This is a genomic window from Mesorhizobium sp. M1A.F.Ca.IN.022.07.1.1, from assembly GCF_003997575.1.
Classification (GTDB): Bacteria; Pseudomonadota; Alphaproteobacteria; order Rhizobiales; family Rhizobiaceae; genus Mesorhizobium.
Genome location: NZ_RZST01000054.1, coordinates 1 through 22,073 on the forward strand (window position 1 = coordinate 1; position 22,073 = coordinate 22,073).

At 62.0% G+C, this 22,073-nt stretch carries 23 protein-coding genes, 1 tRNA gene and 1 pseudogene; 11 read left to right on the forward strand and 14 right to left on the reverse strand.

The annotated features are described in order from the left end of the window. The 4 genes from EOA75_RS09060 to clpP form a co-directional block, all read right to left on the reverse strand. A partial coding sequence (locus tag EOA75_RS09060; protein ID WP_206516979.1) for an HU family DNA-binding protein occupies nucleotides 1–91 on the reverse strand: 91 nt, incomplete at its 3' end. A gap of 195 nt (nucleotides 92–286) precedes the next feature. Continuing rightward, nucleotides 287–2,698 (reverse strand): endopeptidase La, encoded by a 2,412-nt coding sequence (gene lon, locus EOA75_RS09065; protein ID WP_067328448.1) that lies wholly within the window; start codon nucleotides 2,696–2,698, stop codon nucleotides 287–289. Nucleotides 2,699–2,972: 274 nt separating this feature from the next. Next, the gene (clpX, locus tag EOA75_RS09070) at nucleotides 2,973–4,247 is read right to left on the reverse strand and encodes an ATP-dependent Clp protease ATP-binding subunit ClpX (protein ID WP_059185169.1); all 1,275 of its coding nucleotides are present in this window, start codon (nucleotides 4,245–4,247) and stop codon (nucleotides 2,973–2,975) included. Nucleotides 4,248–4,542: 295 nt separating this feature from the next. After that, the gene (gene clpP / locus EOA75_RS09075; protein ID WP_066998854.1) at nucleotides 4,543–5,172 is read right to left on the reverse strand and encodes an ATP-dependent Clp endopeptidase proteolytic subunit ClpP; all 630 of its coding nucleotides are present in this window, start codon (nucleotides 5,170–5,172) and stop codon (nucleotides 4,543–4,545) included. Between the two features lie 432 nt (nucleotides 5,173–5,604). On the opposite strand from clpP, the gene EOA75_RS09080 reads away from it, so the two are divergent. Continuing rightward, the gene (locus EOA75_RS09080) at nucleotides 5,605–6,153 is read left to right on the forward strand and encodes a hypothetical protein (RefSeq protein WP_127324112.1); all 549 of its coding nucleotides are present in this window, start codon (nucleotides 5,605–5,607) and stop codon (nucleotides 6,151–6,153) included. Between the two features lie 64 nt (nucleotides 6,154–6,217). Here the strand turns inward: EOA75_RS09080 and EOA75_RS09085 are convergent, their stop codons facing one another. After that, nucleotides 6,218–6,421, reverse strand: a complete 204-nt coding sequence (locus EOA75_RS09085) for a DUF3126 family protein (RefSeq protein WP_040969488.1) — start codon at nucleotides 6,419–6,421, stop codon at nucleotides 6,218–6,220. 138 nt (nucleotides 6,422–6,559) lie between these two features. After that, entirely contained in the window at nucleotides 6,560–7,408 is an 849-nt protein-coding gene (gene cysE / locus EOA75_RS09090) for a serine O-acetyltransferase (protein WP_067328223.1), read from the reverse strand. A gap of 121 nt (nucleotides 7,409–7,529) precedes the next feature. On the opposite strand from cysE, the gene EOA75_RS09095 reads away from it, so the two are divergent. After that, nucleotides 7,530–8,144 (forward strand): hypothetical protein, encoded by a 615-nt coding sequence (locus EOA75_RS09095; protein ID WP_067328221.1) that lies wholly within the window; start codon nucleotides 7,530–7,532, stop codon nucleotides 8,142–8,144. A 41-nt stretch (nucleotides 8,145–8,185) separates the two neighbouring features. After that, nucleotides 8,186–9,151 (forward strand): agmatinase, encoded by a 966-nt coding sequence (speB, locus tag EOA75_RS09100; protein WP_127215142.1) that lies wholly within the window; start codon nucleotides 8,186–8,188, stop codon nucleotides 9,149–9,151. Nucleotides 9,152–9,273: 122 nt separating this feature from the next. Here speB and EOA75_RS09105 read toward each other — a convergent pair whose 3' ends face one another. The 3 genes from EOA75_RS09105 to EOA75_RS09115 form a co-directional block, all read right to left on the reverse strand. Further along, nucleotides 9,274–10,041 (reverse strand): alpha/beta hydrolase, encoded by a 768-nt coding sequence (locus tag EOA75_RS09105; protein ID WP_067328218.1) that lies wholly within the window; start codon nucleotides 10,039–10,041, stop codon nucleotides 9,274–9,276. A gap of 15 nt (nucleotides 10,042–10,056) precedes the next feature. After that, nucleotides 10,057–10,569, reverse strand: coding sequence for a DUF192 domain-containing protein (locus tag EOA75_RS09110; RefSeq protein ID WP_127324109.1), 513 nt, complete (start codon nucleotides 10,567–10,569; stop codon nucleotides 10,057–10,059). A 192-nt stretch (nucleotides 10,570–10,761) separates the two neighbouring features. Then, entirely contained in the window at nucleotides 10,762–11,355 is a 594-nt protein-coding gene (locus EOA75_RS09115; protein WP_066998870.1) for a cold-shock protein, read from the reverse strand. 259 nt (nucleotides 11,356–11,614) lie between these two features. Here EOA75_RS09115 and gloA point away from each other — a divergent pair, with 259 nt between their 5' ends. Both gloA and EOA75_RS09125 read left to right on the forward strand, forming a co-directional pair. Then, entirely contained in the window at nucleotides 11,615–12,055 is a 441-nt protein-coding gene (gene gloA, locus EOA75_RS09120; RefSeq protein WP_066998873.1) for a lactoylglutathione lyase, read from the forward strand. A 125-nt stretch (nucleotides 12,056–12,180) separates the two neighbouring features. After that, entirely contained in the window at nucleotides 12,181–12,468 is a 288-nt protein-coding gene (locus tag EOA75_RS09125; RefSeq protein ID WP_067328442.1) for a DUF2218 domain-containing protein, read from the forward strand. A gap of 12 nt (nucleotides 12,469–12,480) precedes the next feature. On the opposite strand, the gene EOA75_RS09130 is transcribed toward EOA75_RS09125, so the two are convergent. Continuing rightward, nucleotides 12,481–13,053, reverse strand: a complete 573-nt coding sequence (locus EOA75_RS09130; protein WP_127324110.1) for a DUF1697 domain-containing protein — start codon at nucleotides 13,051–13,053, stop codon at nucleotides 12,481–12,483. After that, nucleotides 13,050–14,306, reverse strand: a complete 1,257-nt coding sequence (ilvA, locus tag EOA75_RS09135) for a threonine ammonia-lyase IlvA (RefSeq protein WP_067328212.1) — start codon at nucleotides 14,304–14,306, stop codon at nucleotides 13,050–13,052. The genes EOA75_RS09130 and ilvA overlap by 4 nt, the downstream gene beginning before the upstream one ends. Nucleotides 14,307–14,521: 215 nt before the next feature. Between ilvA and EOA75_RS09140 the strand changes: the two genes are divergently transcribed. Together EOA75_RS09140 and EOA75_RS09145 are read left to right on the forward strand one after the other, a co-directional pair. Further along, nucleotides 14,522–15,631, forward strand: a complete 1,110-nt coding sequence (locus EOA75_RS09140; RefSeq protein ID WP_164747326.1) for an alpha/beta hydrolase — start codon at nucleotides 14,522–14,524, stop codon at nucleotides 15,629–15,631. Between the two features lie 106 nt (nucleotides 15,632–15,737). Next, nucleotides 15,738–16,901 carry an alpha/beta hydrolase gene (locus EOA75_RS09145; protein ID WP_127248421.1) on the forward strand — a complete coding sequence of 388 codons (1,164 nt, stop codon included), beginning with the start codon at nucleotides 15,738–15,740 and terminating at the stop codon, nucleotides 16,899–16,901. 60 nt (nucleotides 16,902–16,961) lie between these two features. On the opposite strand, the gene ade is transcribed toward EOA75_RS09145, so the two are convergent. After that, nucleotides 16,962–18,773: an adenine deaminase gene (gene ade, locus EOA75_RS09150; RefSeq protein ID WP_127324111.1), complete on the reverse strand. Its 1,812-nt coding sequence runs from the start codon at nucleotides 18,771–18,773 to the stop codon at nucleotides 16,962–16,964. Between the two features lie 125 nt (nucleotides 18,774–18,898). After that, nucleotides 18,899–19,048, reverse strand: a complete 150-nt coding sequence (locus tag EOA75_RS34480) for a hypothetical protein (protein ID WP_206516978.1) — start codon at nucleotides 19,046–19,048, stop codon at nucleotides 18,899–18,901. A gap of 188 nt (nucleotides 19,049–19,236) precedes the next feature. On the opposite strand from EOA75_RS34480, the gene EOA75_RS09155 reads away from it, so the two are divergent. From EOA75_RS09155 to EOA75_RS09165, 3 genes are all read left to right on the forward strand, one after another. Beyond that, nucleotides 19,237–19,905 (forward strand): outer membrane protein, encoded by a 669-nt coding sequence (locus EOA75_RS09155; protein WP_127215175.1) that lies wholly within the window; start codon nucleotides 19,237–19,239, stop codon nucleotides 19,903–19,905. A gap of 275 nt (nucleotides 19,906–20,180) precedes the next feature. Then, nucleotides 20,181–20,837: a class I SAM-dependent methyltransferase gene (locus EOA75_RS09160; protein WP_067328201.1), complete on the forward strand. Its 657-nt coding sequence runs from the start codon at nucleotides 20,181–20,183 to the stop codon at nucleotides 20,835–20,837. A 161-nt stretch (nucleotides 20,838–20,998) separates the two neighbouring features. Further along, nucleotides 20,999–21,084, forward strand: a tRNA-Leu gene (locus tag EOA75_RS09165). 32 nt (nucleotides 21,085–21,116) lie between these two features. Here the strand turns inward: EOA75_RS09165 and EOA75_RS09170 are convergent. Further along, nucleotides 21,117–21,695 carry an NUDIX domain-containing protein gene (locus EOA75_RS09170; protein ID WP_095802227.1) on the reverse strand — a complete coding sequence of 193 codons (579 nt, stop codon included), beginning with the start codon at nucleotides 21,693–21,695 and terminating at the stop codon, nucleotides 21,117–21,119. Nucleotides 21,696–21,848: 153 nt separating this feature from the next. On the opposite strand from EOA75_RS09170, the pseudogene EOA75_RS09175 reads away from it, so the two are divergent. Next, a pseudogene (locus tag EOA75_RS09175) lies at nucleotides 21,849–22,073 on the forward strand (oxidoreductase); the annotation flags it as partial.

Genomic DNA, 22,073 nt, shown 5'->3' on the forward strand with positions numbered 1-22,073 from the left:
CAGAGAACACCGCATCGACGGCGGACTGCGCATCAGCCTTCGAAATGCTTGCGGAGTCGGCGACGGCGGACACCAGTTCGTTCTTGTTCATAAAAATTCCCTTCCATGAGAAAACCGGAACTACGACTCATCCGGCAGGAAACGGACTTTAGAAAGAAGCGTTCCGGAACCCAAGCCGAAAACCGCAGAATTCCGGGCTTTTTTCCACTTTTTCGGAGATTTTTCACATGAAAAAGCCGGGCTGAAAGCCCGGCTCTCTCTTTGTGCATTGCAACCTTAGAAGAAACTAATGCGCAAGCGACTTGCCGGCGTCGTCGCCGGCGTCCGCGCCGGCCGGCGGATTGACCGGCTCGACCCATTCGATCGGCTCCGGCATCCTGACCAGCGCGTGCCTCAGCACCTCGCCGACCCGCGACACCGGAATGATCTCCATGTTGTTCTTCACGTTGTCCGGGATCTCCGCCAAGTCCTTGGCATTGTCTTCCGGGATCAGCACCTTCTTGATGCCGCCGCGCAGCGCGGCAAGCAGCTTCTCCTTCAGGCCGCCGATCGGCAGCACCCTGCCCCGCAGTGTCACCTCGCCGGTCATTGCGACATCGGCGCGGACCGGAATGCCCGTGAGCACGGACACGATCGCCGTCACCATCGCCACACCCGCCGACGGGCCGTCCTTGGGCGTCGCGCCCTCCGGCACGTGGACGTGGATGTCGCGCTTGTCGAACAGCGGCGGCTCGATGCCGAAATCGATGGCCCGCGAGCGGACGTACGAGGCCGCCGCAGAGATCGATTCCTTCATCACGTCGCGCAGGTTGCCGGTCACCGTCATGCGTCCCTTGCCGGGCATCATGACGCCCTCGACGGTGAGCAGCTCGCCGCCGACTTCCGTCCAGGCAAGACCCGTGACGACGCCGACCTGATCGTCGGCCTCGACCTGACCGAAGCGGAAGCGCGGCACGCCGAGATAATCGGCGAGGTTGTCGGCCGTGATCTTCACCGTCTTCTTCTTCGTCTTCAGGATCTCGGTCACCGCCTTGCGCCCGAGCTTCATCAGCTCGCGCTCGAGGCTTCTGACGCCCGCTTCACGGGTGTAGGTCTGGATGATGCCGCGGATCGCGTCCTCGCCGACCGAGAACTCGTTCGGCTGCAGCGCGTGATCGCGGATCACCTTCGGCATCAGGTGCCGCTTGGCGATCTCGATCTTCTCGTCCTCGGTGTAGCCGGCGATGCGGATGATCTCCATGCGGTCCATCAGGGGCGCAGGGATGTTCAGCGTGTTCGCCGTCGTCACGAACATCACGCTCGACAGGTCGTATTCGACTTCGAGGTAATGGTCCATGAACGTCGAGTTCTGCTCCGGATCGAGCACCTCGAGCAGGGCTGACGACGGATCGCCGCGGAAGTCCTGGCCCATCTTGTCGATTTCGTCGAGCAGGAAGAGGGGGTTGGACTTCTTGGCCTTCTTCATCGACTGGATGACCTTGCCGGGCATCGAGCCGATATAGGTCCGCCTGTGACCGCGGATCTCGGCCTCGTCGCGCACGCCGCCGAGCGCCATTCGGATGAACTCACGCCCCGTGGCCTTGGCAATCGACTTGCCGAGCGAGGTTTTGCCGACGCCGGGCGGGCCGACGAGGCACAGGATCGGACCCTTGATCTTCTTCTGACGGCTCTGCACGGCGAGATACTCGACGATGCGCTCCTTGACCTTGTCGAGGCCGAAGTGATCGGCGTCGAGCACGTCCTGGGCGTAGCCGAGATCCTGCTTGACCTTGGAGTTCTTGCCCCACGGGATCGACAGCAGCCAATCGAGATAGTTGCGCACGACCGTCGATTCAGCCGACATCGGCGACATCGACCGCAGCTTCTTCAACTCGGCTTCCGCCTTCTCGCGGGCTTCCTTGGAAAGCTTGGTCTTCTTGATGCGCGCCTCGATCTCGGCAGCCTCGTCGCGGCCGTCCTCGCCCTCGCCGAGCTCCTTCTGGATCGCCTTCATCTGCTCGTTGAGGTAGTACTCGCGCTGCGTCTTCTCCATCTGGCGCTTGACTCTGCTGCGGATGCGCTTCTCCACTTGCAGCACGGAAATCTCGGCTTCCATGAAGCCCATCGCCTTCTCGAGACGCTCCTTGACGGAGAGCGTGGCGAGCATCTCCTGCTTCTCGGGGATCTTGATGGCCAGGTGCGAGGCAACGGTGTCGGCGAGCTTGGAATAGTCGTCGATCTGGCTGGCGGCACCTACCACTTCGGGCGAAATCTTCTTGTTCAGCTTGACGTAGTTTTCGAAGTCGGTGACGACCGAGCGGGCCAGCGCCTCGATTTCGACCTCTTCCTCCTCCGGCTCGACCAACGCGGTCGCGCGGGCCTCGTGGAAGTCGGCACGTTCGGTGAACGAGACGATCTTGGCGCGCGAGGCGCCCTCGACCAGCACCTTCACAGTGCCATCGGGAAGCTTCAGGAGCTGCAGCACATTGGCGAGCGTGCCGATGTCGAAAATCGCATCGGGTTCAGGATCATCGTCGGCTGCGTTCATCTGGGTGGCAAGCAGGATCTGCTTTTCCTGACCCATCACTTCTTCCAGCGCCTTGATCGACTTTTCACGCCCGACAAAGAGCGGGACGATCATGTGCGGGAACACGACGATGTCGCGCAGTGGGAGGACTGCAAACACGCCGTCGCCGGAAGCCCTGGATATTTTGGCCATTGTCCAACCTTTCATGTCGCGGCCGCTAATTGAGCCAACCGCGAATCTTATATTAACGACCGAGCGTCGTTCCGCCTACCACCGTTTGTGACGGGAATTTTACAGCGCAGAATTCAGGCCCTCGGCCTTCCGCTGTTAGGTGGATGCGGGCGGTGCAAAGATCAAGGGTTAGCATGCTTTGATCAGCCACTCCATCACCTACAGGTAAGCCCCTCACAGCAAAACGGCGCCACACGGGCGCCGTTCCATGAAAATTTGCCGGATCAGTGCCATTTCAGGCGCTGACATTGCCCTTCTTTTCCTTCTGCTCGGAATAGATGTAAAGCGGCCGGGCGTTACCCGAGACCACCTCTTCCGAGATCACCACCTCGCGCACGCCTTCCAGCGCCGGAAGCTCGAACATCGTGTCGAGCAGGATCGCTTCCATGATGGAACGCAGGCCGCGCGCGCCGGTCTTGCGCTCGATGGCGCGCTTGGCGATCGCCGACAGCGCGTTCTCGTGGAAGGTGAGATCCACATTCTCCATCTCGAACAGCCGCTGATACTGCTTGACCAGCGCGTTTTTCGGCTCCGTCAGGATCTGGATCAGCGCCGGCTCGTCGAGGTCCTCGAGCGTCGCCAGAACCGGCAGACGGCCGACGAATTCCGGGATCAGGCCGAATTTCAAAAGATCCTCCGGCTCGACCTGGCGGAACAGGTCGCCGGTGCGGCGATCCTCGGGGGACGCCACGGTTGCGCCGAAGCCGATCGAGGTCTTGCGGCCGCGATCCGAGATGATCTTGTCCAGTCCGGCAAAGGCGCCGCCGCAGATGAACAGGATGTTGGCGGTGTCGACCTGCAGGAATTCCTGCTGCGGGTGCTTGCGGCCGCCCTGCGGCGGCACGGAGGCCACCGTGCCTTCCATGATCTTCAACAGCGCCTGCTGCACGCCCTCGCCCGAGACGTCGCGGGTGATCGACGGGTTGTCCGACTTGCGCGAGATCTTGTCGATCTCATCGATATAGACGATGCCGCGCTGGGCACGTTCGACATTGTAGTCGGCCGACTGCAAGAGCTTCAGGATGATGTTTTCGACGTCCTCGCCGACGTAACCGGCTTCGGTCAGCGTCGTGGCGTCGGCCATGGTGAACGGCACGTCGATGATGCGGGCGAGCGTCTGGGCAAGCAGCGTCTTGCCGCAGCCGGTCGGCCCGATCAGCAGGATGTTCGACTTTGCCAATTCGACGTCGTTGTTCTTGCCGGCATGCGCGAGGCGCTTGTAGTGGTTGTGGACGGCCACCGACAGCACCCGCTTGGCGTAGGGCTGGCCGATGACATAGTCGTCGAGAACCTTGAGGATCTCTTGCGGGGTCGGCACGCCCTCGCGCGACTTCACCATCGAGGTCTTGTTCTCCTCGCGGATGATGTCCATGCAGAGTTCGACGCACTCGTCGCAGATGAAGACGGTCGGACCGGCGATCAGCTTGCGCACTTCGTGCTGGCTTTTGCCGCAAAACGAGCAATAGAGCGTGTTCTTTGAATCGCCGCCGTTGTTGCTAACTTTGCTCATTTTTCTGTCCTTTCACCGCCTGCCAGCCGATGGTCTGGCCGCATTGGCGTCTCATCAATCTATCGCAGGAATCCGCCGGCGCCAGTGTCCCGGCTCACACAGCGCATTCCGTCCGAAACACAATCAGAAAACGCGACAATGATTCGCAGCAACCCCATGCAAAGCTAAGCCGTCGAAAATCAACATAGCCTTAACGTAGGCAATCCCGAACCTTGAGGGAACAGGCAATTGTGGCCGAAATGCCGCAAGCCGCGCCAAAAGCGCGTTATCCCGCCATTCAGCCCCCAATCAGAGCCTATGCGGCGGGGGTTTCGCCAAGTTCGCGCGTCGTGATGACCTTGTCGATCAGACCAAACTCCTTGGCCTCGTCGGCGGTCATGAAATGGTCGCGGTCGAGCGTCCGCTCGATCTCGTCATAGCTCTTGCCGGTGTGCTTGACATAGACCTCGTTCAAGCGGCGCTTCAGCTTGATGATGTCCTGCGCATGACGTTCGATGTCCGACGCCTGGCCCTGGAAGCCACCGGACGGCTGATGGACCATGACACGGGCGTTCGGCGTGGCAAACCGCATATCCTTGTGGCCGGCGCAAAGCAGCAACGAGCCCATCGAGGCTGCCTGGCCGATGCAGAGCGTCGATACCGCCGGCTTGATGAACTGCATGGTGTCGTAGATCGCCATGCCCGATGTCACCACACCGCCCGGCGAGTTGATGTACAGGTTGATTTCCTTCTTGGGGTTCTCCGCCTCGAGGAACAAAAGCTGTGCACAAACCAGCGTCGCCATCCCGTCCTCGACCGGGCCGGTGATGAAGATGATGCGTTCCTTCAACAGGCGGGAGAAGATGTCGTAGGCACGCTCGCCGCGATTGGTCTGCTCGACCACCATCGGAACGAGGTTCATGTAGGTTTCGACGGGGTTCTTCATGGACTACCCTTGTTGGATGGATTCCGGCGCCGTAGACCTGAGCAATCGGGCGGAATCGGTTCTGGATCGTTGAATCCTAAATAGGATGCCGGCTCACCCTAGCGCAAGGCCGCCCCTCCTAGCCATCTGGTTAAGTCGAAGCAAGCGGCTCGGCCCAAGGAAATGCTGCGGGTTGCGCCGGAGATGGCCCTTTGCCCGAAATGCGAGGGCGCTACCCGGCCGCCACGGTAGCAGTTTCTTAACCGCGCTGCTTAACGACAAGCCGTGAAATCCCCGTCCATGGCGGACCTTCCGATACGCTCCCGCGTTGAACCGGCGTCCTTTTTTCAACGGGGGAACGTCATGTTCAGCCAGAGTTCCTTTTGCACGAGTTCCTTTTGCAAGAGCTCCCTTCGCAAGGGTGCCGCATCGCTCGCCTCGACCAGCCTCGCAATGCTTGCCGCCGTGTCGCAGGCCGCGGCCGGCGGCCGCACGTTCGAATGCTACGAGCCGGTGCATCGGCCGGCGATCTACGACACGGTCTATGAAGACGTGATGGAGAGCCCCGGCGGCCAGCTCGTCCACTATGACCCGCCGATCTACGGCACGACCGAAAGCATCGAACAGATCGCCACGCCTCGCATCAGCTATGAAGTCGTGCCGGCCGTGACGCGCACCGTCTATCACACGGTCAAGGTGGATGACGGCGGCTATGCCTGGGAATGGCGGGTCATCCACGGCCGCAAGGTGCTATGCAAGGTGTGGCGTAAGGCGCGCTACGCGCGGGTTGCCAAAACGGTCATCGTCGAGCCGGAGCGCGTCCGGCGCGTCGTCCTTCCGGCCGAATACGAAGGCGTCGCCCGCGAAGTGTTGGTGCGGCCAGGAGAGCGGCGCATCACCGAAATCGCGCCCTCATACCGGAGGGTTGCGCGGCGGGTGGTGGTGCGGGAAGGCTCGACCGACTGGCGGCGGGTGCATATCCCGCGGCACTGCGTGGACTAGCCGGAAAATCACGCAGGGGTGTTTCCGACCGGGGCGGCATGGCGAGCCCGGCCGGAAAGCCGGCTTAGGCCAGGTCGACGTCGAGGATCGCCATCGAGAAATTATAGTCGCCGTCGTCCTCGTCCTTGAAGACGATGCCGAGGAATTCGTCGCCGACATAGACCTCGGCAGAGTCTTCCTTGCGCGGGCGCGCCTTCACCTGAAGCTTGGGATTCTGGAAGACGCGCTTGAAGTAGGCGTCCAGCTTTCTGATTTCGTCTGGCTTCAAAGGTCTTCTCCGAATGCGGCTGTTCGTTGGAACGCGCTTCTGACACGCCGACGATGGCGATGTAAAGGCAAGCCGGCAGCATAACAACCGACGCCTGGAGTGGCGACCGGACTCCGGCCGCTGGCGATGACCGCAGAATCAGATGTCGAAGCTGACGACGTGGTCCATCGTCTGCGAGGGCAGGAGCTGGTCCATCTGTCGCGAAGGCTGGTCGCAGCCGGTCTCTCCGACGACACGCGCCGGCACGCCGGCGACCGTCTTGTTGTGCGGCACGGGCGACAGCACCACCGAACCGGCCGCGATCTTCGAGCAATGGCCGATCTCTATGTTGCCGAGGATCTTGGCGCCGGCACCGATCAGCACACCGCGGCGGATCTTCGGATGGCGGTCGCCGCTGGCCTTGCCGGTGCCGCCCAGCGTCACGCCGTGCAGGATCGAGACGTCGTCCTCAATGACGGCGGTCTGGCCGACCACCAGGCCGGTGGCGTGATCGAGGAAAATGCCCTTGCCGATGCGGGCGGCCGGGTTGATATCGGTCTGGAACACCGAGGACGAGCGGCTCTGCAGGTAGAGCGCGAAGTCTCTGCGGCCCTGGTTCCACAGCCAGTGCGCCAAACGGTGCGTCTGGATGGCATGAAAACCCTTGAAATAAAGCACCGGCATGATGAAGCGGTCGCATGCAGGGTCGCGATCGTAATAGGCTTGGATGTCGACGCGGACCGTCGTGCTCCACTCCGGATCGTCGGCAAGCATGGCCTTGAAGGTCTGCCGGATGAGGTCGGAGCCGATATCCTGATGCGCCAGGCGCTCGGCCAGGCGGTGAATGACCGCTTCTTCCAGGCTCTCCTGGTTGAGGATGGTGGAATAGAGGAAAGCAGCCAGCAACGGATCGCGGTTTACCGCTTCCATCGCCTCATCCCTGATCGCGCGCCAGATCGGGTCGACTGGCTGCACCATGCTGGGGCGGGCTATCGTAACGCTGTTCATCGACGGTCTCCGGCCTGCTCATTCATCCGGCGGCACATATAGGCCAGATCATAACACGGTTGAACTCAATTTTCCTTAGTGCTTTGTCAAATGAACTTGGTTCACCGAGATTCAAGCGGCGATGGAAAACGAACCCTTGATCGACGATGCGCTGAAAAGCGAGCTTGCCGCGCTCTATCAGACCGCGGATCGCGACTATCACGGCTTGCCTCACATCGAAGCGATGCTGGCGTTGGCAGCCGAACACCGGCACCTTCTTGACGATCCAGAAGCAGTCGAAGCGGCGATCTGGTTCCATGACGCGGTCTATGACAGCCGCGCCAAGGACAACGAGGCAAAGAGCGCGGTGCTCGCAGAAAGGAAGCTCTCCGGCCGCACCGACCCGGCCCGGCTTGCCCGGATTCTGGCCATGATCAGCGCCACCGCCACGCACCAGTTGCCGCCGCTCGAAGATGAGGGTGCCGCGAGTGATGCCGCCCTTTTCCTCGACATGGACCTCGCGATCCTCGGTGCCGACCCGAACCGCTTCGACGCCTACGAGAAGGCGGTCCGGCGCGAATATGGCTGGGTCGAGGAACCGATCTGGCGCGCCGGCCGCACGGCTGTCCTGACGAGCTTCCTGGCCCGTCCGCATATTTTCAACACACAATCGTTTCGCGATCGGTTCGAGGCTCGGGCCAGGGAAAATCTGGTCCGATCGCTGCAGGTCCTGCAAGACCAGTCTCAACAGACCTGATCGCCACGCCGAACGTGAACGCCTCTGGGATGACCGAAACCATGGAAAACAACTTCTTCCAACCCGTCGACGCCGCCCAGGTGCCGCGATTTGCCGGGCTTTCCACCTTCATGCGGCTGCCGGCGGTGCCGAACGCGAAGGGGCTCGATATTGCCCTTGTCGGGATTCCTTGGGATGGCGGCACGACCAATCGGGCCGGCGCCCGCCACGGTCCACGCGAAATCAGGAACCAGTCGAGCCTGATGCGCCGCGTCCACCACGTGTCGGGAACCGAGCCGTTCAGCATTGCCAATGTCGCCGATGTGGGAGACCTCTCGGTCAATCCGATCAACTTGCTCGACGGATTGAAGCGCATCGAGGACGGCATTGCCGCCATCGTTGCTGACGGCGCTCTTCCTTTGGCCGCCGGCGGCGATCATCTGACGACCTTGCCGGTGCTGCGCGCCATCGCCCGCAAGGAACCCGTCGGCATGATTCACTTCGACGCGCATTCCGACACGAACGACCGCTACTTCGGCGATAATCCCTATACACACGGGACGCCCTTTCGCCGCGCGATCGAGGAAGGGCTGCTCGACCCGAAGCGGGTTATTCAGATCGGAATTCGAGGCTCGATCTATGAGCCGGGCGAACACGACTGGGCGACCGCTCAGGGCGTGCGCATCGTATATATGGAAGAGTTCGTCAAACGCGGCACCGCTTCCGTCATGCAGGAAGCACGCGATCTTGTCGGCGACAGCCTCACTTACGTGACCTTCGACATCGATTGCATCGATCCGTCGATGGCCCCTGGCACCGGCACGCCGGAGCTCGGCGGCTTCACCACCCGCGAGGTGCAGGAGTTGGTTCGATTGCTCGACGGATTGAATTTCGCCGGAGCCGACGTCGTCGAGGTCGCGCCTCCTTTTGATATTGGCGGCATGACGGCGCTTGCCGGCGCGACCATGATGTTCGAGCTGCTTTGCGTCATGGCGAAATCCATCGCCGACAGGAGAACGCGCGGCTAGTCTAAAGCATTCTCCCCGAAGTGCTTCCAGTTTCGGGAAAAGGACATCGCAAAGGTCAAAAGCAGGTCGCGTTTCGCGCAACCTGCTTTAGACGCGTCGTCGCCCGCAGCGGACGGTATGGGTCAGAGCGGATTTTCGGCGTAGAACTCCAGCACGCGCTGCTTGAAGCTCTTGTCGCCGACGGCGAGCATGTGGTCGCGGGCCTCGATGCGAAAAGCCTCTGCGTGGGGCATCAGCGCGGCAAGCTCGTCGGGCGAGCCGGCGATGTCGTCCTTGGTCCCGACGGCAATCAGGGTCGGCTGGGCGATCCGCGCGACATCGTCCTCGCTCATTGACGCGCGTGAGCCGACTATGCAGACGGCCAGCGCCCGGCGGTCGCTGCGCGTCTGGTCGGCGAAGGCGCGAAACGAGCCGCCGCGCGCATGGCTGATCGTACCAGGATCCTCGGCCAGAAGCGCATCGGCGATTGGATCCCAGTCGCCGACGCCGTCGACAAGACCGATGCCGAGGCCGCCGAACACCAGCGTCGCCACCTTGTCCGGATTGGACAACGCCATGAAGGCGGATACCCGCGCGCCCATCGAATAGCCCATGACATGGGCGTGCTCGATGCCGAGGTGATCGAGCAGCGCGGCCGCGTCCGAGGCCATCTTGGCCGGCGTGTAGTCCGCCTCCTGGTAGCTCTTCGTCGACGCACCGTGGCCGCGATTGTCGACGGCGATGGCGCGGTACCCCGCGTCGTTCAGCGTCTTGAACCAGCCCGGCGAGACCCAATTGACGTAGTGGCTGGAGGCGAAGCCGTGGATCATCAGCACCGGATCGCCCTGACCGGACGCCGGTCGGCGGTCGAGGTAAGCGAGTTCGAAGCCGTCATGGGAAAAATATTGCATCTGGTGCAGCCGCGGTCAGTTGGAGCCGGCGCCCGAGGTCTTATCGATCGCTGGGTGACGCAGGAGATCGCCGTCCTTCAGACCGTCCTTGGCGGCCGTTCCCGCCTTCAGCTCAAGCACGAAGCTTACCGGCTGTCCGGGCGAGATGATCGCCTCCGATTCCGGTTCGCCACGCTTGACGGCCTTGATCCTGCCGTCCTGGCCGATAAAGACCAGGTCGAGCGGCATCGGTGTATTCTTCATCCAGAAATTCACCTCAGCGGGCCGCTCGAACACGAACAGCATGCCGTGATCGTCGGCCATGTCCTTGCGGTACATCAGCCCGGCCTCGCGTTCTTCCGAGCTGTCGGCTATCTCGATTGAGAAGGAATGCTTGCCGGAGCCGGTGATCGCGACGAGCGGCGTCGGATCGGCAGGCAGCATCATCGCCTGACCGTCCGCCGAACTCGGTCTCAAGGCGCTGAAAATGGCGGCCAGAGCGATGGCGGCGCAAAGCGTGCCTGCGGTCAGCCAGTTGCGATGAGCCATGTGATACCTCGTCCAGGCCCTGTCCTAGACCATGATCCGAGCGAGTGGAACTGGTTTTTGGACAGGAACGGCCTTGCACCGGGCAGGGCATCCCGATCGTATCGACAGAGCCCGATGCATGTCGCCCAAAACTGCCAAGGGGTTTTGGGCGAACCTGCATCAAGCAAAAAATAAAGTGCGTCGGGCCGCGCTTTAATGCGAGACCGGCAAGGTGCCCATATCGGGGTGTATTTCGGCGGCCATAAGGCCTTTGTCGCCGCGTCCGAAACGGACCAGAACGACCTGGCCGGGCCTCAGCTCGGTAATGCCGTAGCGGCGCAGCGTCTCCATATGGACGAAGATGTCCTCGGTGCCCTCGCCCCGGGTCAGGAAGCCGAAGCCTTTGGTGCGGTTGAACCACTTCACCAGCGCCCGCTCGAGCCCGCTCTCGGCAGTCACGGTGACATGCGTGCGCTGCTCCTGCTCGGCCGGATGCACCGCTGTCGAGGCGTCCATGGAAAGAACCCGGAACGCCTGCAGGCCACGCTCGCCCTGCTTGACGAGACAGACGACGCGCGCGCCTTCCAGCGCGGTCTGAAAGCCATCTCTTCGAAGACATGTCACATGGAGGAGAATATCACCCGAGACGCCGTCGTCCGGAAGAATGAAGCCGTAGCCCTTGGCCACGTCGAACCATTTGATAGCGCCGGCGATTTCGACAAGCCCGGCGGAGTCGCCGCCACTGTCTCGCGTCAAGGCGTCGTCAAGGCTTCCGTCCCGCCTCGTGAAAGAGGCTTTTTCCCCCATAAGAACGCCCCCTTTTCCAACTGCAACCGCTAGTGATTCTTGCCATCAGATTAACACTGCGGCTTCCGGGGTGTGCAAGACCTGACGTGCCTTTTTTCACCGTTGAGCACCGGAAAGCCTCAATTGTTGTTTACCGGCGCGGCCTGAAGCGCAAAGGGGCGGCTGAAATCGATCCCTCCATCGGATTTGTCGGACGATTGCCCTTTGGCGGAGCGGCTCCTATGGTGCGCCGCAAACGTAACGCCGCGAGGAATCCGATATGCGCTATCTTCACACAATGGTCCGCGTCGCCGACATCGATCAATCGCTCGATTTCTACTGCAACAAGCTCGGCCTCAAGGAAGTGCGTCGCTACGAGAACGAGCAGGGACGCTACACGCTGATCTTCCTCGCCGCGCCCGATGACGAGCAAAGCGGCATTGCAGAGAAGGCGCCGCTGGTCGAGCTGACCTACAATTGGGATCCGGAGGAGTACAAAGGCGGCCGCAACTTCGGCCACCTCGCCTATGAGGTCGACGACATCTACGCCACCTGCCAGAAGCTGATGGACAATGGCGTGACTATCAACCGGCCGCCGCGCGACGGCAACATGGCCTTCATCCGCTCGCCGGACGGCATCTCCATCGAGCTGCTGCAGAAAGGCCCGGCCAAGGCAAAGGCGGAGCCATGGGCCTCGATGTCGAATACGGGAAGCTGGTAGGCGCCTGCCCCTCCCGGGGATTTGACCGGCCGGTCTATGGCGTTTTGCCGGATCGCGCCTATCTAAGCGCTTGTGGCGCCAGCCAGATCAGGCTGGCGCTTTTCTTGATCCGCCGGGAGAATTTCATGCCGACCAGCCGCGCCGACGTCGCCACTGAAAACGCCAGCCGCTATCTGCAGCAGCTCTGCAAGCACTGGGCGCACAAGTTCCCGGTCGAATTCGACCCGCATCACGGCGCCATCCAGCTCTCGCTCGGCCGCACCGTGATGGATGCAGACGACAAGGCTCTCCACATCGCGGTCGCCGCTGACGACGCCGCCTCGCTCGAGCGGCTGGAAACCGTGGTCGCCGACCACATCAAGCGCTTCGCCTTCCGCGAGGAGCTGACCTTCGACTGGCAGAAGGCTGCCTGAAAGAATTGAGCGTCAGCCGGCGGCCTTGCTGGCCATTTCGAGCAGCGCAAGCACGCTGCGCCAGTTGCGCGCCGTGCCCGGCACCTTGAGCGTTCGCCCAATAAGATTGGCAAACACCGATTTGCCAAGCCCTTCCGGCGCATGCAGATAAAGCACGTCGCCTTTGATCTCGAAGCGCTCTGGGCCGGCACACTTTTCCGCCAGCCGCTTCGCCTCTTCCGCGGTCGGCTCTCGCTCCAACGCATAGGCATGCAGCTTGGTAGGCTCGCCCGCAACCTCCGGATAGGGATTGTCCTTCACCAGGCGCTCGAACCAGCCGGTATTGCGCACCATGATGCGGGAATTGAACCCCCATTTCTTCTCGACGGCCGCTTCGAGTGCTTTGGTCAGCGCCGCAGCATCGCTGTTGTTGGCACGAAACACGACGTTGCCGCTTTGCACGTAGGTCGATACATCGGTGAAGCCGAGGTCTTCGAAGAACGACCTCAGCTCCGCCATCTTGACGATGCGGTTGCCACCGACATTGATGCCGGAAAACAGGGCTACGAACACCGTTCCTTTGTCGCCCGTTTTTGGCCCGCTCATATGATGAACCCCGCGAGCGTCTCGTTGTCGGTGATGTCCTGATACTGCACGCCCTCGGCGTCGAAATTGGCCTTCAGCAGATCGAAATTGCGCCGGTCCTTGGTCTCGATGCCGATCAGCACCGAGCCGAAATTGCGCGCCGACTTCTTGAGATACTCGAAGCGCGTGATGTCGTCGTCCGGGCCGAGCATTTCGAGGAAATCGCGCAATGCGCCCGGCCGCTGCGGGAAGCGGATGATGAAGTACTTCTTTAGCCCTTCGAAACGCAGCGCTCGTTCCTTGACGTCCGGCAGGCGCTCGAAATCGAAATTGCCCCCCGAGACGATCGCGACGATGGTCTTGCCCCTCATCTCCTTGCGGGAAAAATCCTTGAGCGCGTCGATCGCCAATGCGCCGGCTGGCTCCAGCACCACGCCCTCGACATTGAGCATCTCGATCATCGTCGCGCAAAGCCGGTTTTCCGGGACAAGGCGCACCGCGTCGGCGGTGAATTCCTTGAGATGGCGCAGCGGCTCGCGGCCGATTTCAGCCACCGCCGCCCCATCGACGAAGTTGTCGACCTTGGCGAGCCTGATCCGCTTGCCGCCGGCGAGACTCTCGCTAAGGCTAGGCGCGCCCGCCGGCTCGCAGAATACGAAGCGCAATTCACGCTGCTGGTCGGCGAAATAGTGGGTGACGCCTGCAGCCAGGCCGCCTCCGCCCACAGGCAGCATGACGATGTCGGGCATGCGTCCGCCCGGCATCTGGGCTGCGATCTCATAGGCAACGGTCGCCTGCCCCTCGATGATGTCCTTGTGGTCGAAGGGCGGCACCATATGCGCGCCGGCGGCTTCTGTGAACTCGAAGGCGGCGCGATAGCAATCGTCGAAGAAGTCGCCGACCAGCCTGATCTCGACGAAATCGCCGCCGAAAAGGCGCGTCTTGTCGATCTTCTGCTGCGGCGTCGTCACGGGCATGAACACCACGCCCTTTTTGCCGAAATGGCGGCAGACGAAGGCAAAGCCCTGCGCGTGGTTGCCCGCCGAGGCGCAGACGAACAGCTCGGCATTGTTGCCGGCGGCGAGCGCCTTGCGGAAGAAGTTGAAGGCGCCCCTGATCTTGTAGGAGCGGACCGGCGTCAGGTCCTCGCGCTTCAGGAGGATGCGGGCGCCGGTCTTTTTCGACAGGTAGTCGTTCTCCTGCAGCGGCGTTTCCGGAAAGATCCCGCGGATCGCCTCCGCGGCGCCTGCGACGCGGGAAGAAAAACTGTTCATGAGGCAACCGGCTCCGAGACCATGTGGTTCGCAGCCCAAGCCTATTGCATAGTTTGGTTTTCGCGGCCACCGATGCAGCCGCTCGCCGGCCTGCTGCCGCCACTTTGGTTTTCGCGCAACAGTGCCAAGGCCGTTGGCACCCGCCGATCAAATTTCCGCTGGACACGACTTACTTCCGCCGCACTTCCCCTGTCCGGGAGATTTCGCGGAGGCAGATGGCCAATTGCGGCCGGAATGGAAGTTTCGACGTGCATTTGAAGACGATTTGCATCATTGCCCTGGCCTTGCTGGTTGTAGGCTGCGCGGGACGACCGTCACAGGAAATCCTGGGCAGCGTCGTGGTGCCGACGACGGCGACCGAGATCGCCGGCAACCATTCGATCTTCATCGCCACCACCCGCAAGCGCTCAGACGACCCGAACAAGGTTTTCGACGGCGAGCGCTCGGCGACGCTCAATTACGCCCGCGTCAACGTCACCGTCCCGCCGGTTCATGAGACCGGTCAGATCGAGCGTCGCTCGCGCGGGACGTCGAACGATCCGACCAAATATTTCATGGCTTCCGAGGTCGTCGGCTACGACACGCAGCCGAAATTCTCCAGCGCGCTCAATGCCGACATCGACGCCCGCGGCGGCCGCGTCATGGTCTTCGTCCACGGCTACAACACCGGCTTCGACGATGCCGTCTACCGTCTGACCCAGATCGTTCACGATTCCGGCTATCCCGGCACGCCGGTGCTTTTTTCATGGGCTTCGGGCGCCAAGACCACCGACTATGTCTATGACAAGGAAAGTGCCGCCGCCGCCCGCGACCAGTTGGAAGTGACGCTGAGAATGCTGGCGCAGACCGGTGCGCGCCGCATCGACATCGTCGCCCATTCGATGGGGACGTGGGTGACGATGGAAACACTGCGACAGCTCGCCATCACCGGTGACCGCGACCTCGGCGGCAAGCTCGGCGATGTTCTCCTGGCCTCGCCCGACATCGACGTCGATGTCTTCAAGAGCCAGATGCGCCGCTACGGCAAGCCCGACAAGCCGTTCATCCTGCTCCTGTCGGACGACGACCGCGCTCTCCGGCTCTCCGGCCTGATTGCCGGTGCACGGCCGCGCGTCGGCGACTACAGGGACGCGGCCGACCTCGCCTCCTACGGCGTCACGGTGGTCGACCTCTCCAAGGTGAAGGGCAACGACAGCTTCAACCACACCAAATTCGCCGACAACCCGATGCTGGTGAAGATGATCGGCCAGCGGCTGCGCCAGGACGACGGCTTTGCCAGCGACCGCGACGTCACCGACCGGATCAGCCAGCTCGCCACTCAATAACCGTGTTCACGCGGGTGCCGCCCTGCACGGACTTTGAACTGGACCAGACCGCTCGCTGGCTTTATCGAAGGAGCCCGAGAGGTTTGCCGCCCTTGGGGGATCCCGGGTGATCGTTCGTTGGAAGATCGTCCTTGGCCTTGCCATCACGCTCGCCCTGACGGGCTGCGCCGGGCAGAACGCGCATGACCTGCTCAATCGGAAGGCCGTTACCGCGCCTGCATCCGAAATTGCGGCCAAGCACGAGATCTTCGTCGCCACGACCCGGCAGCAGGCGACCAAGGACCCGCGGCAGGTTTTCGACGGCGACCGTTCGCTGACCACCAGCTACGCGCGCGTCGATGTCACGGTTCCAAAGACCCACCAGGTTGGCGCGATCGAGCGCGCCAAGGGTTCGGCCGACAGCATTCCGGCCAGGCAGTTCACCGCAACCGATGTCGTCCACTATGGGAACGCTTCGCAATTCGCGAAGGCGGTCGGCACCGATATTGCCATACGCGGCGACCGCGCCCTGGTCTTCGTGCACGGCTTCAACAACGGCTTCGACGATGGCGTTTACCGCCTGACGCAGATCGCGCACGACACGAATTATCCGGGCACACCGGTGCTGTTCTCGTGGGCGTCGAGCGGCAAGACAACCGGCTACATTTATGACAAGGACAGCTCCACCGCCGCGCGCGACGACCTGGAAGCGACACTGAGGATGCTTGCCAAGTCACGCGCCAAAAGCATTGACATCATTGCCCATTCGATGGGGACCTGGCTGACGATGGAAGCTTTGCGCCAGCTCGCCATCACCGGCGACCGCGATCTCAACGGCAAGCTCGGCTACGTCATCCTCGCCTCGCCTGACATCGACGTCGATGTCTTCAAGAAGCAGATGATCCGCTACGGCAAGCCCGACAAGCCTTTCGCCATCCTGCTCTCGGGCGACGACCGGGCGCTGAAGCTGTCCAGCTTCATTTCCGGCGAAAAGCCGCGCGTTGGCGATTACGACAACGCGGCTGATCTCGCCAACTACGGCGTGACGGTTGTCGATCTGACCCGAACCAAGGGCGGAGACCGGTTGAACCATGCCAAATTCGCCGACAATCCGATCCTGGTACAGTTGCTCGGCAATCGGCTGCGCACGCCTGCCGGTCTTGCCTCCGACGAGCCGGATCCAACGCAGCTCAACAATATCGGTCAGGGTCTCGGCAAGGCGGTCGGCTCGGTCGCCGAGGTGGTCATCACCACGCCGTTCAGGGTGCTGACGATCGCCACCGGCGGCTGAGCACCGGTTAGGGCGTGTCGAGGTTCGGTCAGGCTGACCTCACCCGAACATCGGCACATGCTAGACGAACAGATTGACCTTCTGGAACGACGTCACATCGACAAGTCCGACATCGGAAATCCTGAGCTCAGGGATAACGACCAGCGCCAGCAGCGAATGCTGCATGTAGGCGTTGTTGAGCGAACAGCCGACCTTGCGCATCGCTTCCGTCAACTGCTCGGCTTTGGCCGCGACGATCTCGGCGCGCTCGTCCGACATCAGCCCAGCGATCGGCATTTCCACCAGCGCCAGTTCCTTGCCCTTGGAGTAAAGCACGACGCCGCCGCCGACCTCGCTCAGCCGGTTGACGGCTAAAGCCATGTCCTCCTTGTTGGTTCCGACGGCGATGATGTGGTGCGCATCATGCGCCACGCTCGAGGCCATCGCGCAGTCTTCCACATAGCCGAAGCCCGACACGAAGGCGTTGGTGACGCCGCCCGTGCCCCTGTGGCGTTCGACCAGGGCGATCTGGCAAATGTCGTTGCGGCGATCCATGACGACCAGCCCGTCCTCGACGGGCAGGTCGGCCTCGAGCGCTCTGGTCGGCGCCTGGTTCTCGATCACGCCGATCACCCGCGCCCGCACCTCGTTGGCACCCTGTGGCGCGGCGATGTCAAAGTCAGACGCCTTGAGCCTTTTGCCGAGCTTGACCGTGTTTTTCGCCGTTCCGGGATAATCATAGGCCGGAATGTCGATCTCGAGCTTGCCGGCTTTCGCCAGCCTGACGCCGCGGCCATAGACCTCGTCTATCGTCATCTGGGCAAGATCGGAGACGATCAAAAGATCCGCCAGCCGCCCCGGCGCGATCGAACCGACCTCGCGTTCCAGCCTGAAATGCTGGGCGGTGTTGAGCGTCGCCATCTGGATCGCCGTCACCGGCTTCAGGCCCTGGCTGATGGCGTGCCGCACCACCCGATCAATATGACCCTCATGCACCAGCGTGCCGGAATGGCTGTCGTCGGTGCACAGGATGAAATTGCGCGGGTCGATGCCGCCTTCGGTGACCGCCTTGATCTGCGCAGCGACGTCGTACCAGGCGGACCCCAGCCTCAGCATCGCCTTCATGCCCTGGCGCACGCGGGCGATCGCATCCTCGGCGCGCGTGCCCTCATGGTCATCCTCGGCGCCGCCGGCGGCATAGCCGTGGAATGGCAACCCGAGATCGCGCGAGGCATAGTGGCCGCCGACGGTCTTCCCGGCCTTCACCGTCTCGGCGATCTCGCCCGACATCACCGGATCGTTGGCGGCGACTCCCGGGAAATTCATCACTTCGCCAAGGCCGATGATATTCTCCCAGGTCATCGCCTCGGCGACGTCTGCGACCGTAAGCTCCGCGCCGGCATGCTCCAGGCCGGGCGCCGAAGGCACGCAGGACGGCATTTGCACATGGACGTTGATCGGCATCGCGACCGCCTCGTCATGCATCAGCCGAACGCCCGGCAGGCCCAGAACATTGGCGATCTCGTGCGGATCGATGAACATCGAGGTGGTGCCGTGCGGGATCACCGCGCGGCAGAATTCCGTCACCGTGACCATGCCGCTTTCGACGTGCATGTGCGCATCGCAGAGGCCGGGCACCAGATAGCGGCCGCCCGCATCGACCACCTTGGTCCCCTGCCCGATCGTGTGGCCGGCATTCGGCCCGCAATAGGCGAAACGTCCGGCCGCGATGGCGATGTCGGTGCCCGGAATGATCTCGCCCGAATGGACATTCACCCAGCGCCCGTTGCGGATCACGAGATCGGCAGCCCGGCGCCCCATCGCGACGTCGACCAGTTGCGTCGCCACTTCGGTCCAGGGCTTGGGTTTCGTCGGATTGGTGCGGCTCGCCATGAAGAAACTCCTGTTTGCCCGACTGTGCCAAGCTGGCGCGGTTTTGACCAGTTGGCAAAACTGCTTTGTTTTTAAGGCAGGACCGGTTCCCGACAGATCTCTCCGGCAGCAGGGCGAAATCTCGCCTAGACTGGATCTCCGGCTATTTGGGTTGCAGAAGAGATGGCAAAAACGATCCGGTTCGCAATTTTCATGCTGTCGGCATGTAGCGCCGGCCTGGCCTTCTTCACCTTGCATTCATTCTGGGCATGGGCCGCGCCGATCGCCATCTTCATCCGGTTCGTTACTAGCCGAATATGCTTTCACGCGGCTGGCCACTCCCGAGGAGAACCAGCGCGACCTGGAGGATCGCGTGCGCAACCCGCCGAAGTAAACCACTGTTGCAGGAATACAATTCCGTTTTCGGGCGAATAACGCTAGGTTGCACCGAGAAGTTTTCGAAACCGCCATTTCGGAGCGCTCGATGGGTCGCCTGACACTTGCCAGTGCCGGCTTTTTCGCCCTGCTGTCCGGGCCGGCCTTGGCCGCGGACGCGATCGCCGACCTGCCCATGACTGCGCCGGGCTTCGATTGGACAGGCTATTATGCCGGCCTGCAGGCCGGCTATGGCTGGGGCTCATCTGACATCTCCGGCACGGAAGGCGAGCCGTTCGCCGCTTCTCCCGATGTCGACGGCGGCTTCGTCGGCGGCCATGTCGCCGGCCTCTGGCAGTTCAATCAGGCGGTGATCGGCGCGCGCGCTGAGCTCAACTATGCCTCGATCGACGCTTCGGCCTTGCTCGACCCTGGCAATGCCGTCGGCACCGAGGTCAAATGGCTGGGATCGATCAATGCCGAAGCCGGCTTGGCGGTCGATCGCTGGCTGATCTATGGCGTCGGGGGCGTCGCCTTCGCCGGTATCGAGACCTCGCAAGACGTCGGCGGCAGCGGCTTCGCCAAGACACGCACCGGCACCGGCTGGACGATCGGCGCCGGGGTCGACTATGCGCTGAGCAGCAACATCGTCGTCGGCGCCCAATACCGTTACTACGATTTCGGCAAGGAGCATTTCGACGTCCCGGACGACTTCTCCGATCGTGATCAGGACCTGAAGCTCCATACCCTGGGCGTAAGCTTCAGCTACAAATTCTGATTTGCGGAGCAGCACGGAACGAAGGTGGCCGGCGACCGCGGGATCAAAACAGAGTCGACCCACCGGGTTATTTGATGTCCGCCCTATAAGCAGCTCTCGAAGCGGCCGGCGCCGACTTCATTCCCGAGTACGGCGGCGGTGCCGGGGTGAGAACTGCGGAAGCCATGAAGCGGATAGCTGCTCCCCTTGGCAAGCCAGCTTGCGTGCGCCTCCTTTGCCTTTGACGGCCAATCCCTCTAAAATGTGCGGCCAAAAAGAAAGAGGGGGGAAGGCTTATGACTGAGCCTGACGCTGCGCACGAAGCAATCGTCGATACGTGGCGTAGTTTTGGCGCCTCCGATTATGAGTACTTTGAGAAATACGAAAACCCTGAGTTGGTGGCTTGGTTTTGGGCACCGGCGAGCCGCTTTCGCAAAGCTTTTGAGCGATATTTGAACTTGGATGATGTGCTCGAAATAGCCAGCGGTGCCGGACGTCATTCGGCGCAGATCGTCGGCCGTTGCAGGCGACTGACGTTGATCGATACTTCGGTCGATGCCACTGCATTGGCTAGGAAACGGTTTTCAAGCGCTTCTCATGTGACCGTGACGCTTTCACCGGACGGCAAGAGTCTACCGTTTGAAAAGGGGCGCTTTTCCTCCGTTTTCAGCTACGACTCGATGGTTCATTTCGAACCGCTGACCGTGGCGTCCTACATCATGGAAGTCGCCTCCGTCTTGAAACCGGGGGGACGAGCTCTCCTTCATCATTCGAACTACTCGGATAATCCAACCGCATCCTTCAAGGAAAATCCCGATTGGCGGAATTTCATGCCAAAGGGATTTGTCGAGCATGTCAGCGCGCGTGCAGGGCTGACCGTCATCGAACAGCAGACGTTCCCGTGGAACGGGAACAGCGAGACTGACGCTCTCACCGTCGTGGAGAAGGGTTAACAGCGCGCCCTGCGCTGGTCTTCTGCGGCCCGGAAGGCGAGCCATAGCCGGTCCAGTTGCGATGAGAACCGATGCGGAAGAGCAATATTCGGTGGCAATACGGTGCCATCCCGCCCACAAGGCTGGACTCGTGTCGGCCCAAGTGCTTGAAATCGCGGCGCGCGGACGTGGCGGAATTGGTAGACGCAAGGGACTTAAAATCCCTCGATCTCTGATCGTACGGGTTCGATTCCCGTCGTCCGCACCACCCTTCGCTCCTCGCTTCGGGTGGCAGGCCACTCAACCCTTGATCGGATTGAGCTTCAGGTGCTGGATCAAAATGATGGTCTTGGCGTCGACGATACGGCCGTCGGCGATGCCGGCCAGCGCCTCGTCGAGCGGCATTTCCAGCACCTCGATGTCTTCGCCCTCTTCCGGAGCTCCGCCGCCGTCGGAAATACGGTCGGCCGGCGAATAGCGCGCGGTAAAGAACCAGAGCCGTTCCGTCACGCTCCCGGGGCTCATATAGGGCGCGAACAGCCGCTCAACGTTCTTCAAATGATAGCCGAGCTCCTCTTCCGCTTCCTTGCGGATGCAGGTTTCCGGATCGTTTTCGTCGAGCAGACCGGCACAGGCCTCGATCAGCGGCTCGCGATGACCGGTGACATAGGCCGGATAGCGGAACTGCCGCACCAGCAGCACCGTCGAGCGCTGCGGATCGAAAGGCAGGATCACCGCGCCGTCGCCGCGATCGTAGGTTTGGCGGATCTGCGTCTCCCAGCGCCCATCACGGCGGCGATAGTCGAGCACCGTCTTCTTGAGCACCGCCCAATCGTCGGACAGGACTTCTTCAGACTGGATGCGGACGCGATCTTCCATGATTGGCTCCGTGCTGTCGGCAAGCGTTATCGGCGAACAGGCGCGGGCGCAATCCTGGAAAGCGACTGGTCCAGCGAGACTTTCACCAGCTGTTGTCTGGCGCGAAGTGCCGCGGCTGCCTAGATAGCGATATCTCTCCCAGGAGCCGTTTCCATGACATCATCGCTTTTCCAGCCGATCACCCTCGGCGGCCTGACCTTTCCAAACCGTATTGCGGTAGCGCCGATGTGCCAGTATTCGGCCGAGGACGGTTCCGCCAGCGACTGGCATCTGCACCACTGGATGAACCTGGCCATGTCCGGCGCCGGCATGGTGACCGTCGAGATGACCGACGTCGAGCGGCGCGGCCGCATCTCGCATGGCTGCCTTGGCCTCTAC

Excerpts from the sequence above, each read along its gene's own strand:
- lon (WP_067328448.1), bottom strand. The coding sequence starts at position 2,698 with ATGGCCAAAATATCCAGGGCTTCCGGCGACGGCGTGTTTGCAGTCCTC.
- clpX (WP_059185169.1), bottom strand. The coding sequence starts at position 4,247 with ATGAGCAAAGTTAGCAACAACGGCGGCGATTCAAAGAACACGCTCTAT.
- clpP (WP_066998854.1), bottom strand. The coding sequence starts at position 5,172 with ATGAAGAACCCCGTCGAAACCTACATGAACCTCGTTCCGATGGTGGTC.
- EOA75_RS09080 (WP_127324112.1), top strand. The coding sequence starts at position 5,605 with ATGCTTGCCGCCGTGTCGCAGGCCGCGGCCGGCGGCCGCACGTTCGAA.
- cysE (WP_067328223.1), bottom strand. The coding sequence starts at position 7,408 with ATGAACAGCGTTACGATAGCCCGCCCCAGCATGGTGCAGCCAGTCGAC.
- EOA75_RS09095 (WP_067328221.1), top strand. The coding sequence starts at position 7,530 with ATGGAAAACGAACCCTTGATCGACGATGCGCTGAAAAGCGAGCTTGCC.
- speB (WP_127215142.1), top strand. The coding sequence starts at position 8,186 with ATGGAAAACAACTTCTTCCAACCCGTCGACGCCGCCCAGGTGCCGCGA.
- EOA75_RS09105 (WP_067328218.1), bottom strand. The coding sequence starts at position 10,041 with ATGCAATATTTTTCCCATGACGGCTTCGAACTCGCTTACCTCGACCGC.
- EOA75_RS09110 (WP_127324109.1), bottom strand. The coding sequence starts at position 10,569 with ATGGCTCATCGCAACTGGCTGACCGCAGGCACGCTTTGCGCCGCCATC.
- EOA75_RS09115 (WP_066998870.1), bottom strand. The coding sequence starts at position 11,355 with ATGGGGGAAAAAGCCTCTTTCACGAGGCGGGACGGAAGCCTTGACGAC.
- gloA (WP_066998873.1), top strand. The coding sequence starts at position 11,615 with ATGCGCTATCTTCACACAATGGTCCGCGTCGCCGACATCGATCAATCG.
- EOA75_RS09125 (WP_067328442.1), top strand. The coding sequence starts at position 12,181 with ATGCCGACCAGCCGCGCCGACGTCGCCACTGAAAACGCCAGCCGCTAT.
- EOA75_RS09130 (WP_127324110.1), bottom strand. The coding sequence starts at position 13,053 with ATGAGCGGGCCAAAAACGGGCGACAAAGGAACGGTGTTCGTAGCCCTG.
- ilvA (WP_067328212.1), bottom strand. The coding sequence starts at position 14,306 with ATGAACAGTTTTTCTTCCCGCGTCGCAGGCGCCGCGGAGGCGATCCGC.
- EOA75_RS09140 (WP_164747326.1), top strand. The coding sequence starts at position 14,522 with ATGGCCAATTGCGGCCGGAATGGAAGTTTCGACGTGCATTTGAAGACG.
- ade (WP_127324111.1), bottom strand. The coding sequence starts at position 18,773 with ATGGCGAGCCGCACCAATCCGACGAAACCCAAGCCCTGGACCGAAGTG.
- EOA75_RS34480 (WP_206516978.1), bottom strand. The coding sequence starts at position 19,048 with ATGAAGATGGCGATCGGCGCGGCCCATGCCCAGAATGAATGCAAGGTG.
- EOA75_RS09155 (WP_127215175.1), top strand. The coding sequence starts at position 19,237 with ATGGGTCGCCTGACACTTGCCAGTGCCGGCTTTTTCGCCCTGCTGTCC.
- EOA75_RS09160 (WP_067328201.1), top strand. The coding sequence starts at position 20,181 with ATGACTGAGCCTGACGCTGCGCACGAAGCAATCGTCGATACGTGGCGT.
- EOA75_RS09170 (WP_095802227.1), bottom strand. The coding sequence starts at position 21,695 with ATGGAAGATCGCGTCCGCATCCAGTCTGAAGAAGTCCTGTCCGACGAT.